The organism is Roseateles sp. FW301-B2 (genome assembly GCF_058788955.1).
In genome coordinates, this window is record NZ_JBYTBE010000007.1 from 108667 (window position 1) to 122049 (window position 13383).

At 65.9% G+C, this 13383-nt stretch carries 14 protein-coding genes; 11 read left to right on the forward strand and 3 right to left on the reverse strand.

The genetic code is table 11. The features are described 5' to 3' along the window. Positions 1–3: 3 nt before the first annotated feature. Positions 4–1002: an HpcH/HpaI aldolase/citrate lyase family protein gene (locus tag AC3WQY_RS07200; RefSeq protein ID WP_285231950.1), complete on the reverse strand. Its 999-nt coding sequence runs from the start codon at positions 1000–1002 to the stop codon at positions 4–6. A gap of 83 nt (positions 1003–1085) precedes the next feature. Further along, positions 1086–2072: a malate dehydrogenase gene (locus tag AC3WQY_RS07205; protein ID WP_285231951.1), complete on the reverse strand. Its 987-nt coding sequence runs from the start codon at positions 2070–2072 to the stop codon at positions 1086–1088. A 266-nt stretch (positions 2073–2338) separates the two neighbouring features. On the opposite strand from AC3WQY_RS07205, the gene AC3WQY_RS07210 reads away from it, so the two are divergent. From AC3WQY_RS07210 to AC3WQY_RS07260, 11 genes are all read left to right on the forward strand, one after another. Then, positions 2339–3094, forward strand: a complete 756-nt coding sequence (locus AC3WQY_RS07210; RefSeq protein WP_285231952.1) for a GntR family transcriptional regulator — start codon at positions 2339–2341, stop codon at positions 3092–3094. A 102-nt stretch (positions 3095–3196) separates the two neighbouring features. Next, positions 3197–3640 carry a succinate dehydrogenase, cytochrome b556 subunit gene (sdhC, locus tag AC3WQY_RS07215; RefSeq protein WP_285231953.1) on the forward strand — a complete coding sequence of 148 codons (444 nt, stop codon included), beginning with the start codon at positions 3197–3199 and terminating at the stop codon, positions 3638–3640. A 40-nt stretch (positions 3641–3680) separates the two neighbouring features. Beyond that, the gene (gene sdhD, locus AC3WQY_RS07220; RefSeq protein WP_285231954.1) at positions 3681–4040 is read left to right on the forward strand and encodes a succinate dehydrogenase, hydrophobic membrane anchor protein; all 360 of its coding nucleotides are present in this window, start codon (positions 3681–3683) and stop codon (positions 4038–4040) included. A gap of 2 nt (positions 4041–4042) precedes the next feature. Continuing rightward, positions 4043–5818, forward strand: a complete 1776-nt coding sequence (sdhA, locus tag AC3WQY_RS07225; protein ID WP_285231955.1) for a succinate dehydrogenase flavoprotein subunit — start codon at positions 4043–4045, stop codon at positions 5816–5818. Positions 5819–5830: 12 nt separating this feature from the next. Continuing rightward, positions 5831–6532 carry a succinate dehydrogenase iron-sulfur subunit gene (locus tag AC3WQY_RS07230; RefSeq protein ID WP_285231956.1) on the forward strand — a complete coding sequence of 234 codons (702 nt, stop codon included), beginning with the start codon at positions 5831–5833 and terminating at the stop codon, positions 6530–6532. Positions 6533–6554: 22 nt separating this feature from the next. After that, a complete protein-coding gene (locus tag AC3WQY_RS07235) occupies positions 6555–6836 on the forward strand; it encodes an FAD assembly factor SdhE (RefSeq protein ID WP_492707027.1) in 282 nt (93 codons plus the stop codon). Between the two features lie 36 nt (positions 6837–6872). After that, positions 6873–8183 (forward strand): citrate synthase, encoded by a 1311-nt coding sequence (gltA, locus tag AC3WQY_RS07240; protein ID WP_285231958.1) that lies wholly within the window; start codon positions 6873–6875, stop codon positions 8181–8183. Between the two features lie 203 nt (positions 8184–8386). Next, a complete protein-coding gene (locus tag AC3WQY_RS07245) occupies positions 8387–9388 on the forward strand; it encodes a LacI family DNA-binding transcriptional regulator (protein WP_285231959.1) in 1002 nt (333 codons plus the stop codon). 18 nt (positions 9389–9406) lie between these two features. After that, positions 9407–10369: a ribokinase gene (rbsK, locus tag AC3WQY_RS07250; RefSeq protein WP_492707030.1), complete on the forward strand. Its 963-nt coding sequence runs from the start codon at positions 9407–9409 to the stop codon at positions 10367–10369. 12 nt (positions 10370–10381) lie between these two features. Beyond that, positions 10382–11359 carry a nucleoside hydrolase gene (locus AC3WQY_RS07255; RefSeq protein ID WP_492707032.1) on the forward strand — a complete coding sequence of 326 codons (978 nt, stop codon included), beginning with the start codon at positions 10382–10384 and terminating at the stop codon, positions 11357–11359. A gap of 11 nt (positions 11360–11370) precedes the next feature. Next, positions 11371–12690, forward strand: coding sequence for a TRZ/ATZ family hydrolase (locus AC3WQY_RS07260; protein WP_492707034.1), 1320 nt, complete (start codon positions 11371–11373; stop codon positions 12688–12690). Between the two features lie 8 nt (positions 12691–12698). Here AC3WQY_RS07260 and AC3WQY_RS07265 read toward each other — a convergent pair whose 3' ends face one another. Then, positions 12699–13337 carry a class I SAM-dependent methyltransferase gene (locus tag AC3WQY_RS07265; protein ID WP_285231963.1) on the reverse strand — a complete coding sequence of 213 codons (639 nt, stop codon included), beginning with the start codon at positions 13335–13337 and terminating at the stop codon, positions 12699–12701. Between the last annotated feature and the right edge of the window lie 46 nt (positions 13338–13383).

A 13383-nucleotide genomic window follows, 5' to 3' on the forward strand; every position in this document is an offset into this window, starting at 1 on the left:
GTATCAACAAGTTTCGAAATAGGCGCGGCAGACCTCGGCCGGCAGGGCCTGGCCGGTGCGATGGGCGCGCTCCAGCACTTGCCAGAAGTAGCGGTAGCTGGCGCGGTCGTGCAGGCTGTCGCGATGCTGGATGGGCGCCCAATGCGCCGCCTGCGCGGCGTGGATGATCTCGATGGCCTCGTCGATCTCGGCCACGCTGGGTGCGAAGGCGTCGATGATGGGCTGGATCTGGCTGGGATGGATGCTCCACATGCGGGTGTAGCCGAACTCGCGCGCCGCGCGCGTAGCGGCGGCCAGGATGGCGCGGGCGCTCTTGAACTCGGTCACCACGCAGTGCGAGGGCGTCTTGGCGTTGGCATGGGCGGCGGCGGCGATCTCGAGCTTGGCGCGCGCCACCAGCGGGTGGGTGAACTGGCCCTCGACGCTCAGGGCGCTGCGCGGGATGGCACCGCGGTGCGCGGAGACGAAGTCCATCAGCCCGAAGGACAGCGATTCGATGCGCGGATGCGCGGCAATCGCCTGCACATCGCGCAACGCGCCATGGGTCTCGATCAGCACATGGACGGGTAGGGGCTTCTCGACACCGTGGCGCTGCAGGCTGTCGTCGATGAAGGCAATGGCCTTGTGCACATCGGCCAGGCTGCGCGGCTTGGGCAGCATCAGGTAGGCCAGACGCTCGCCGGCCAGCGCGAGCAGGCCGTCCACATCGGCCTCGAAGGCGGGGTGGTCCAGCGGATGCACGCGTGCGCCCACCCGGCCGTGGCGGTTCAGGTTGCTGTTCAGCAGCTCCGACACCAGCAGCACATGCTCGGCCTCGCCGCCGATGGGGGCACCGTCCTCGCAATCCAGGGTGATGTCGAACAGCGGCCCCATCTGCGCCTGCAACTCGAGGCTCTTGCGCATGCGCAGCTCGACACCGCAATAGTGGTCCACCACGGGCAGCAGGGTGGCGGCATCGCCCTCTTCGAACAGGGCCAGTTTGGGATGCAGGGCAGCGGACATGGTGCAAGTCGAAATGAAAAAGGGCCGGCGCGATAGCCGACCCTTGGAGTATCGCGTCAGCCTTGGCTGATCACGTCATGCCATCACAGCAGGTGCTTGACGCCGTTCTGCTCTTCCAGCAGCTCGTTGAGGGTCTTGTTGATGCATTCTTGCGAGAAGGCGTCGATCTCGATGCCTTCGACGATCTTGTATTCGCCGTTCGCGCAGGTGACCGGGTAGCCGAACATCACGTCCTTGGGGATGCCGTACTCGCCGCCCGAGGGAATGCCCATCGTGACCCACTTGCCGTTGGTGCCCAGGGCCCAGTCGCGCATGTGGTCGATGGCGGCGTTGGCGGCCGAGGCTGCCGACGACAGGCCGCGTGCGGCAATGATGGCGGCGCCGCGCTTGCCCACGGTGGGCAGGAAGGTCTCGCGGTTCCAGGTCTCGTCATTGATCATGGCCTTGACCGAGGCGCCGCCAATGGTGGCGTTGCGGTAGTCGGCGTACATGGTGGGCGAGTGGTTGCCCCAGACGGCCAGCTTCTCGATGTCCGCCACGGCCTTGCCGGTCTTGGCAGCGAGTTGCGAGGCGGCGCGGTTGTGGTCCAGGCGCAGCATGGCGGTGAAGTTCTTGGCCGGCAGGTCCGGGGCCGACTTCATCGCGATATAGGCATTGGTGTTGGCGGGGTTGCCCACCACCAGCACCTTGACGTTGCGCGAGGCTACGGCGTTCAGGGCCTTGCCCTGGGCGGTGAAGATGGCGCCGTTGATGGCCAGCAGCTCCGAGCGCTCCATGCCGGGGCCGCGCGGGCGCGAGCCCACCAGCAGGGCGTAGTCGGTGCCCTTGAAGGCGGTCATCGGGTCGCTGTGGGCCTCGATGCCGGCCAGCAGCGGGAAGGCGCAGTCTTCGAGTTCCATGATCACGCCCTTGAGCGCGTTCTGGGCCTTCTCGTCGGGGATCTCCAGCAGCTGCAGGATCACGGGCTGGTCCTTGCCCAGCATTTCGCCGGAGGCGATGCGGAACAGCAGGGCATAGCCAATCTGGCCGGCGGCGCCAGTGACGGCAACGCGAACGGGAGTCTTGCTCATGGGAAATCTCCGGAAAGGTTGGTGAAGGTGCAGATCAAAACTGTGGTCTTGCGCAGGGCGTCGCCAGGCCGGCAACGCGCTGCGCCGAAGTGGCGCCAAGTGTAGGCCAGACTCCGGGCATTCCCGAGCTTGACCAATTGCCTGGGGTCAATTTGACGGCAGATTATCCGTGCTGCTTTGCACAAATCTGACAGTCATCTGTCTTATAGAAGATAGCAGGCGTCAGATGGTGGACTGGCCTGCGCGCTTGTGCTGCAATGCCGGCCATGCCTGCGCAGCCCATTCCTCCCGCCATCCCAGAGGCGGGGCCCTCATTCAGCCCGCTCTACCGCCAGATCAAGGGGCTCATCATTGCCGGCCTGCAGGGCGGCGAATGGAAGGCGGGCGAGAGCATTCCCAGCGAGATCGAGCTGGCGCAGCGCTTTGGCGTCAGCCAGGGCACGGTGCGTAAGGCTATTGACGAACTTGCCGCCGAGAATCTGCTGGTGCGCCGCCAGGGCAAGGGCACCTTCGTGGCCACCCATGCCGAGCAGCAGCAGCAATACCGCTTTCTGCGCCTGATGCCCGACGAGGGGCAGGATCCGGGCCTGGGGCGCCAGTTGCTGGACTGCAAACGTCAGCGCGCGCCGGCCTGGATTGCCAAGCAATTGCAGATGCGGGCCGGTGACGCGATGGTGGAGGTGCGCCGCCTGCTGCACAGTGCCGGGCGGCCGGTGGTGCTGGACGATATCTGGCTGCCGGGGAACTTGTTCAAGGGGCTCACCACCGAGCGCCTGAGCCAGCACCGCGGCCCGTTCTATGGCTTGTTCGAGACCGAGTTTGGTGTGCACATGATTCGCGCGCAGGAAAAGATCAGGGCGGTGGCGGCTGACGCCGAGACTGCTGCGCTCTTGCAGGTGGCCGAAGGCACGCCGCTGCTGAGCGTGGAGCGCCTGTCCTTCACCTACGGCGACAAACCGGTGGAGTTGCGGCGCGGCCTATACAACACTTCTACGCATTTCTACCGCAATGATTTGAATTGATCGAGAGTCGTTGTTTGGTTCGCAACACGCCCCGCACAAGCTTTGGATGTGTTGCGTTGCAATAAAATCTTTGGGTTTCACGTTGATTACAAAAGGTCGGGTATGACGGACACCACCAACAGCACGGCCGGCAAAAGACCGGTCTACCGCAACATCAACATCTTCACGGATGTGCGCACCTACCGCCTGCCGGTGGCGGGCTTCGTGTCCATCCTGCACCGCGTCAGCGGCCTGCTGATGTTCCTGTTGCTGCCCTTCGTGATCTGGATGTTCGACAACAGTCTGACGTCTGAAATCTCCTACGGCGCCTTCACCAATGCCTTCGTGGCCGGCATCGGCTTCGTGCCCGCCTGGTTCGTGAAGCTGGCGACGCTGGGCCTGATCTGGGGCTATCTGCACCACTTCATCGCCGGCCTGCGCCATCTGTGGATGGATGCCACCCATAGCGTCAGCAAGGAATTCGGCAAGTCCAGCGCGGTGTTCACGCTCGTCGTGAGCCTGGCGCTGACGGCGCTGCTGGGTGCCAAGCTGTTCGGTCTGTACTGAGCGGCCCGTACCGATCTCTAGCCTAGAGGCAACAACAACCATGAGTACTTTCGGATCCAAGCGCATCGTCGTGGGTGCGCATTACGGCTTGCGTGACTGGATGGCGCAGCGCGCCACCGCGCTCTTGATGGCGCTGTTCACCGTCGTGCTGCTGGCGCAGCTGCTGATGCCCGGCGAGCTCGGCTACGACCGCTGGGCCGGCATCTTCTCGCAGCAGTGGATGAAGGTCGTGACCTTCGCCCTCATCATCTCGCTGGCCTACCACGCCTGGGTGGGCATGCGCGACATCTGGATGGACTATGTGCAGCCCGTGGGCATTCGCCTGGCCCTGCACCTCTTCACCCTGGTTTGGCTCGTGGCTTGCGCCGGTTGGGCGGTCCAAGTGCTTTGGAGACTTTGAAAATGCAAATTGGAACGACGCTCGCAAAGCGCAAATTCGATGTGGTGATCGTCGGTGCCGGTGGCTCCGGCATGCGCGCATCGCTGCAACTCTCGCTGGCCGGCCTGAACGTGGCCGTGCTGTCCAAGGTGTTCCCGACGCGCTCGCACACGGTGGCGGCGCAGGGCGGCATTGGTGCCTCCCTGGGCAATATGTCCGAGGACAACTGGCACTATCACTTCTTCGACACCATCAAGGGTTCGGACTACCTGGGCGACCAGGATGCGATCGAATTCATGTGCCGCGAAGCGCCCAAGGTCGTGTACGAGCTTGAGCATTTCGGCATGCCCTTCGACCGCAATCCGGACGGCACCATCTACCAGCGCCCCTTTGGCGGCCACACCGCCAACTACGGTGAAAAGCCGGTGCAGCGCGCCTGCGCCGCGGCCGACCGTACCGGCCACGCGCTGTTGCACACCCTGTACCAGCAGAACGTCAAGGCCAAGACCCAGTTCTTCGTCGAATGGATGGCGCTGGACCTGATCCGCGACGCCGAGGGCGATGTGGTGGGCGTGACCGCGCTGGAAATGGAAACCGGCGAGATCCACATCCTCGAAGCCAAGACCGTGCTGATGGCCACCGGCGGGGCAGGGCGCATCTACGCCGCCTCCACCAATGCCTTCATCAACACCGGTGACGGCCTGGGCATGGCCGCCCGCTCCGGCATCCCGCTGGAAGACATGGAGTTCTGGCAGTTCCACCCCACCGGCGTGGCCGGCGCGGGCGTGCTGCTGACCGAAGGCTGCCGCGGCGAGGGCGCGATCCTGCGCAACAGCAATGGCGAGCGCTTCATGGAGCGCTATGCGCCGACGCTGAAGGACCTGGCACCGCGTGACTTCGTGTCGCGCTCGATGGACCAGGAAATCAAGGAAGGTCGCGGCTGCGGTCCCAACAAGGACTATGTGCTGCTGGACATGACCCACCTGGGCGCCGAGACCATCATGAAGCGCCTGCCCTCGGTGTTCGAGATCGGCCACAACTTCGCCAACGTCGACATCACCAAGGAACCGATTCCCGTGGTGCCGACCATCCACTACCAGATGGGTGGCATTCCGACGAATGTGCATGGCCAGGTGGTGATCCCCAAGAACGGCAAGGTCAACGACATCGTCAACGGACTCTACGCCGTGGGTGAATGCTCCTGCGTGAGCGTGCACGGCGCCAACCGCCTGGGCACCAACTCGCTGCTGGACCTGGTGGTGTTCGGCCGCGCGGCCGGCAACCACATCGTCGACTTCGCGCTCAAGAACAAGAACCACAAGCCCCTGCCCAAGGACGCGGCGGACCTGACCCTGGCACGCCTGGCGCGCCTGGAGTCGGCCACCAACGGCGAATACGCGCAGGACGTGGCCAACGACATCCGCTCGACGATGCAAAAGCACGCCGGCGTGTTCCGCACCCAGGCGGTGATGAACGAGGGCGTGAGCAAGATCCTGGAAGTGGCCGAGCGCGTCAAGAGCATCGGCCTGAAGGACAAGAGCAAGGTGTTCAACACCGCCCGCGTCGAGGCCCTGGAGGTCGACAACCTGATCGAGGCCGCCAAGGCCACCATGATCTCGGCGGCCGCCCGCCCGGAAAGCCGTGGCGCGCATGCGCACAACGACTTCCCGAACCGCGACGACGCCAACTGGATGAAGCACACGCTGTGGTACTCCGAGGGCAACCGCCTCGACTACAAGCCCGTGAACCTGCAACCGCTGACGGTGGAATCGGTGCCGCCCAAGGTCCGCACCTTCTAAAGGATTAGAGCCATGAAACGCACCTTCCAGATCTACCGCTACGACCCGGACAAGGACGCCAAGCCCTATATGCAGACCATCGAGATCGAGCTCGATGGCCATGAGCGCATGCTGCTGGATGCCCTCATCAAGCTGAAGGCCGTGGACCCCACGCTGTCCTTCCGCCGCTCCTGCCGCGAAGGCGTGTGCGGCTCGGACGCGATGAACATCAACGGCAAGAACGGTCTGGCCTGCCTGACCAATATGCTGTCGCTGCCGGCCACGATCGTGCTGAAGCCGCTGCCGGGCCTGCCGGTGGTGCGCGACCTGATCGTCGACATGACGCAGTTCTTCAAGCAGTACAACTCGATCAAGCCCTATCTGGTGAATGACAACATTCCGCCGGAGAAGGAGCGTCTGCAGTCGCCGGTGGAGCGCGAGGAGCTCGACGGCCTGTACGAGTGCATCCTGTGCGCCAGCTGCTCGACGAGCTGCCCCAGCTTCTGGTGGAACCCCGACAAGTTCGTGGGCCCGGCCGGTCTGCTGCAGGCCTACCGCTTCATCGCCGACAGCCGCGACGAAGCCACCGCCGAGCGCCTGGACAACCTGGAAGATCCGTACCGCCTGTTCCGCTGCCACACCATCATGAACTGCGTGGACGTCTGCCCCAAGGGTCTGAACCCCACCAAGGCGATTGGCAAGATCAAGGAACTGATGGTGCGTCGCGCGGTCTGAGCGCGAACATTGTCTGCACAGCATGAGCACCAGCACTGAAGAAGCCCGCATCGACGAGAGAGCTCTCTCCAAACTCAAGTGGCGCTGCCGCCGCGGTTTGCTTGAGAATGATCTTTTCATCGAGCGCTTCTTTGTGCGCCACGAGGCCACGCTCACGGAATCCCAGGCCCTGGGCCTGACGCTTCTGATGGACCTGGCCGACAACGACCTGATGGACCTGTTCCTGGCCCGCAAGGAACCTGAGGGCGAACTGGATCGCCCCGAGGTGCGGGCCGTGCTCAAGCTGCTGCGTGTTCCCAAGTAGTGAATTCTTTCGAAAAGCTGTCACAAGGAAAGACTTATGACCCCGTCTGACGTCAAAGCCACCCTGTCGTTCTCGGACGGCAGCCCGCAAATGGACCTGCCCATTTACAAGGGCTCGGTAGGCCCGGATGTGATCGACATCCGCAAGCTCTACGCGCAGACGGGCAAGTTCACCTACGACCCGGGCTTCCTCTCCACCGCCTCCTGCAACTCGACCATCACCTACATCGATGGCGACAAGGGCGAGCTGCTGTATCGCGGCTACCCGATCGAGCAGCTGGCGGTGAACTGCGACTACCTCGAGACCTGCTATCTGCTGCTCTACGGAGAGCTGCCCAACGAAACCCAGAAGGCGGATTTCGTCTCGCGCGTGACCAACCACACCATGGTCAACGAGCAGATGCAGTTCTTCCTGCGCGGCTTCCGCCGCGACGCCCATCCGATGGCCGTGATGACCGGCCTGGTGGGTGCGATGTCGTCCTTCTATCACGACAGCACCGACATCAATAACCCCGAGCATCGCGAGATCGCGGCGATCCGCCTGATCGCCAAGATGCCGACGATGGTGGCGATGGCCTACAAGTACACGGTCGGCCAGCCCTATATCTATCCGAAGAACGACCTCAGCTACGCCGGCAACTTCATGCGCATGATGTTTGCCACGCCTTGCGAGGACTACAAGCCCAATGACGTGCTGGTGCGCGCCATGGACCGCATCTTCACCCTGCATGCCGACCACGAGCAGAACGCCTCGACCTCGACGGTGCGTCTGTGCGGCTCCTCGGGCACCAACCCCTTTGCAGCCATCGCCGCCGGAGTGGCCTGCCTGTGGGGCCCTGCCCACGGTGGCGCCAACGAGGCCTGCCTGAACATGCTCAGCGACATCCAGCAAATGGGTGGCGTGGCCAAGATCGGCGAGTTCATCAAGCAGGTGAAGGACAAGAACAGCAACGTCAAGTTGATGGGCTTCGGTCACCGCGTCTACAAGAACTACGACCCGCGCGCCAAGCTGATGCGCGAGACCTGCCACGAGGTGCTGAACGAGCTGGGCCTGCACGACGACCCGCTCTTCAAGCTCGCGATGGAACTCGAGAAGATCGCGCTGGAAGACGAATACTTCGTCGCCCGCAAGCTCTACCCGAACGTGGACTTCTACTCGGGCATCGTGCAGCGCGCCATCGGCATCCCGGTGCCGCTGTTCACTGCGATTTTTGCACTCGCCCGCACGGTGGGCTGGATCGCCCAGCTGAACGAGATGATCGGCGACCCCGAGTACAAGATCGGCCGTCCGCGCCAGCTCTTCGTCGGCGCCACCTCGCGCAACGTCAAGCCCATCGCCCAGCGTTGATGATCGTCGGCAGGCTCCGCGCCTGCCCGATCGCAGCAGCCCCCGCAGCCTTGCTCGGGGGCTTTGTTTTTGCTGGGTTTGTCCCCGGTGTGGGCGGCGCGCCAGCCTGATGTAGATCAGGCTTTTTGGGCTATGCTACGCAGACTGGCAAACGTTTGCCAATCCGGATCCATCGATCCGACCCTAGCGAGCAACAAGCATCCGTGAGCACGATCAAAGACGTGGCCGCCCTGGCCGGGGTGTCCTTTACGACGGTATCGCATGTCCTCAACGACACCCGCCCGGTGAGCGCCGATGCGCGCCGGCGCGTGCTGGCCGCGGTGGAGGAGATCGGTTACCTGCCCAGCGCGGTGGCGCGTTCGTTGCGCAAGAGCGAGACCAAGATCATCGGCGTGCTGGTGCCGAATGTGCAGAACCCGTTCTTCGCCGAGCTGGTCTGCGGCGTCGAGGAATGCTGCCGCCTGGCGGGCTATTCGGTGTTTCTGTGCAACTCCGACAACGACCCCAAGCGCCAGCAGCAGTACATGCGCACCCTGCTGGAAAAGCGCATCGACGGCCTGCTGCTGGCCTCGGCCGGCGATGCCGCCTCGCTGGCGAAGATCTTCAAGCTGGCCAGCGTGCCCGCGGTGACGGTGGACCGCCTGGTGCCCGGCGCACGCGCCGACCGCGTCAGCGTGCACAACCAGGCCGGCGCGCATGCGGCGGTGGCGCATCTGCTGGAGCTGGGGCACCGGCACATCGGCTGCATCAGTGGCCCGGCCGAGTTCGAGGTGGCGATCGAGCGTGTCGAGGGCTGGCGCCAGGCGCTGCTGGAGCGCGGCATCACGCCGCAGGAAGGCTGGCTGGTGGAGAGCGACTTCTCCAGCGCCGGCGGCTACGAGGCGGTGCGGGCGCTGCTGCGCAAGCATCCCGAGATCACGGCCGTGTTCGCCGGCAACGACATGATGGCGATGGGCGGCTTGCGCGCCGCGGCCGAGCTGGGGCGCAAGGTGCCCGAGCAACTCTCCATCGTGGGCTTCGACGACATCGAGCTGAGCAGCTTCGTCTACCCCGCGCTCACCACCGTGGGTTGTTCCATCAAGGAGCTCGGCCGCGAGGCCGCTCGCGTGCTGCTGGACCGCATCGACAACCCTGGCGCACCGCTGAAGGATGTGTTGCTGACGCCGCGCCTGGTGGTGCGCGAAAGCAGCGCCGCGCGCGCCTGATTGCCAAGGAATCTTTTCATGACTGCAACAGCAAGCAGCAAGCCCGCCAGCGTGGTGGTGGTGGGCAGCATCAATATGGACATGGTCTCGCATTCGCCGCGCCTGCCGGCGCCCGGCGAGACCCTGGTGGGCGAGGCCTTTGTGATGGCCCCGGGCGGCAAGGGTGCCAACCAGGCGGTGGCCGCGGCGCGCCTGGGCGCCGAGGTGGCCTTCGTGTCGCGCGTCGGCACGCGCCAGCATGGCGCCGAGCTGCTGGCGGCGCTGGGCGCCGAGGGGGTGCACACCGCGGCGGTTGCCACCGATGCCACGGCGCTGCCGGGCATCGCCGTCATCATGGTGGCCAGCCAGGGCGGCGAGAACTCCATCGTCTATGTGCCGGGCAGCAATGCGCAGCTGAGCGCGGCCGACGTCGAGCAGGCCAAGGCGGTGCTGCAGGCGGCGCGCGTGGTGGTGGCCCAGCTGGAAGTGCCGCAGCCCGCCATTGCGCATGCCTTTGCGCTGGCACGCGCGGCCGGGGTGACGACCATTCTGAACGCCGCGCCGGCCCTGCCGGTGAGCGCCGAGCTGCTGGCCCAGACGCAGTGGCTGGTGCTCAATGAAACCGAGGCCGGCCAGATGGCGGGCATGCCCAGCGCCAGCCTGGAGCAGGTGCGGGCGGCGGCCGAGGCGCTGCTCGCGCGTGGCCCGGGCCAGGTTGTGGTCACCCTGGGCGCCCAGGGCGTGCTGCTGTGCAGTGCGCAACAAGGCGCACTACAAGGCGCGCAACATCTGCCGGCGCAGCGCGTCACCGCGGTGGACACGGTGGGTGCCGGCGATACCTTTGTCGGCGGCCTGGCCACCGGCCTGGCCGAAGGCTGGGCGCCCGCAGACGCGGTGCGCCTGGGCCAGGCCGCAGCCGCAATGGCGGTGAGCCGCGCCGGCGTGCAGACGGCCATGCCGCGCCGTGCCGAACTCGCAGCCGAGCTGCAGCCGCGCTCCTGAGGTTTTTCAGCCATGCAAGCAGTTCCCCAATCCGTCATCTTCGACACCGATCCCGGCATCGACGACGCCATGGCGCTCTATGTGCTGGCGCGCCACCCCGCCATCCGGCTGCGTGCCATCACCACCGTGTTCGGCAATGCCGCCGTCGCCACCACCACGCGCAATGCGCTGGCGCTGGCGGCGCTTTATGAGCTCGAGCTGCCGGTGGCGGCCGGCGCCTCCGGCCCCTTGCGGCCGCGCCAGGACCAGGCCTTTCCGGCCCATGTGCACGGCGAGGACGGCCTGGGTGGCGTGGGCGCGCTGGTGCCCGCGCCACGGCGCGAGGTCGATGGCCGTCCGGCGCATGAGCTGATCTGTGCCATGGTCAATGCCGAGCCGGGCCAGATCACGCTGGTGGCCGTGGGCCCGCTCACCAACCTCGCGCTGGCGCTGCGCCACGACCCCGGCATCGCCGCCAAGGTGCGGCAGGTGGTGGTGATGGGCGGCGCCTTCGGCACCCATGGCCATGGCGGCAATGTCAGCCCGGTGGCCGAGGCCAACGTCATCAACGACCCCGAGGCGGCCGATGCGGTGTTTGCCGCGGCCTGGCCGGTGGTGATCGTCGGCCTCGACGTGACCCAGGAGGTGGTGATGAAGCACGACGATCTGGCCGCCCTGAAGGGCCGTGGCGGCAAGCAGGGCGCCGTGGGCGACTTCCTCTGGGCCGCGACACGCCATTACCAGGATTTCTATCACGAGCGCGACGGCATCGGCGGCATCTACTCGCACGATGCCAGCGCGGCCGTGTACCTGGCCGCGCCCGAGGCCTTCGGCCTGCGCGCCGGCCCGGTGCGCGTGGTGCTGGACGGCATCGCGCGCGGCCAGACCATCCAGGATCACCAGGGCCTGGCCGCCCCCGATTCCCCCTGGGCCCACAGCCCCGCGCAGCAGGTCTGCGTGCGCGTGGATGCGGCCCGCGTGCTGTCAGAATTCACCCGTCTTTTCGACTGAGCGACCCCATCATGAGCAAGCAGCAAACCATCCTCAAGGCCCGCTGGGTCCTTCCCATGACCCCTGGCGGTGCCGTGCTCGAGCAGCATGCGGTGGTGATGGACGGCGAGCGCATCGCCGCCGTGCTGCCTTGGGGTGAGGCCGAGGCGCGCTATGCCGATGCCGAGCGCGTCGAGCTGGGCCAGCATGTGCTGATCCCCGGCCTGATCAATGGCCACACCCATTCGGCCATGTCGCTGCTGCGCGGCGTGGCCGACGACCTGGCCCTGATGGACTGGCTCAACAACCATATCTGGCCGCTGGAGAAGAAGTGGGTCAGCGAGGACTGGACCTACCAGGGCTCGCTGCTCTCCGCCGCCGAGGCGCTGCGCGGTGGCGTGACCTATCTGAACGACATGTATTTCTTCCCCACCGCGATGGCCCGTGCCGCGGTGGACGCGGGCATCCGCGCCGGCGTGTCGATCAATGTGATCGACTTCCCCACCGGCTATGCCGCCAATGCCCAGGAGTACATCGACCGTGGCGTGGCCGCCTACGAGCAGTACAAGGGCGAAAGCCTGCTGGACTGGACCAGCGCGCCGCACGCGCCCTACACGGTGTCGGATGAGACCTTCGTCAAGCTGCGCGAACTGGCCGAGCGTCTGGACATCCAGATGCACTGCCATATCCACGAGACCCAGGAGGAAGTGGATGGCAGCCTGAAGCAATACGGCATGCGGCCGCTGGAGCGCCTCAACAAGCTGGGCGTGCTGAACGAGCGCATGCTGGCCGTGCACATGGTGCATCTCACCGAGGCCGAGATCGCGATGCTGGCGGCGCAGCAGGTGCATCTGGTGCACAACCCCAGCTCCAACCTCAAGCTGGCCTCGGGTGTGGCGCCGATCAAGGCGCTGGAAGCCGCTGGCGTGAACACGATTCTGGGCACCGACGGCGCCGCCTCCAACAACCGCCAGGACATGTTTGCCGAGATCCGCGCCGCGGCCCTGCTGGCCAAGGGCGTGACGGGCGACCCGCTCACGGTCTCGGCGCGCACCGCGCTTGAAATGGCCACCATCCGTGCCGCCAAGGCGATGGGCCGCGAGGCCGATCTGGGCTCGCTGGAAGTCGGCAAGCTGGCCGATGTGGTGGCCGTCTCGCTGGACGCGCTGGAATGCCGGCCCGTCTACCACGCCGATGCGCAGCTGGTCTATGTGGCCGGCCGCGAGCATGTGTCCGACGTCTGGGTGGGCGGCCGCCAGGTGCTCAAGGGCAGGGCGCTCACCACCATCGACACCGCCGCGCTGATCGAGCGCGCCGAGCACATCGTCGGCCAGATGAAGGCCGGCCGCTAAGTCGGACGCTAAGTCGGCGGCAAACGCCGCGCCGCGAAGTCCCATACCGACTTGGGCGCGCCGTAGCGCAGGCTGATGGACTTGCGCAGCTCCAGCAACTCGTAGTGCTGGCGCAGGCAGCTCAAGAGCTTGGGCGAGGTGAAGAACTGCTTGGGCACGCCGTCCACCAGGACCGGTTCCCAGCCGCTGGCGTCGGCCGGCGCGCCGTAGTTGAGGTCGTCCTCGGCGTTGACGCTGCCCAGCAGCAGGCCACCGGGCTTGAGCACCCGTGCGATCTCGGCGAAGGCCTGCAGGCTGCCGGCCTGGTCGAAGTAGTGCAGCGAGAGATGGGCCACCGCCAGGTCCATGCTGGCGCTGGCGATCTCGGGCATGGTGCGCACATCGGCGAGCAGATGGCGCGCCGCCGGATTGCGTTCCTCGGCCGCCGCCAGGGCGGTGGGCGAGATCTCGGTGGCGGTGACCTGCCAGCCCAGGGCCAGCAGGGCGGCGCTCTCATGGCCATTGCCGCAGCCAATGTCCAGCGCCTGATAGCCCTGGCCATGGGCATGGGCGAGCCAGGCGGCGCCCCAATGCTCCAGCCAGTTGTCGGCCAGGCTGGCCTGGCCGAGGCCGTAGCGCTGGTCCCAGATTTGGCGCGGATCGTTCATGTGCAAAGTATCGCGAGACGGCGAAAAGACTGTGTGAATGCCAGGC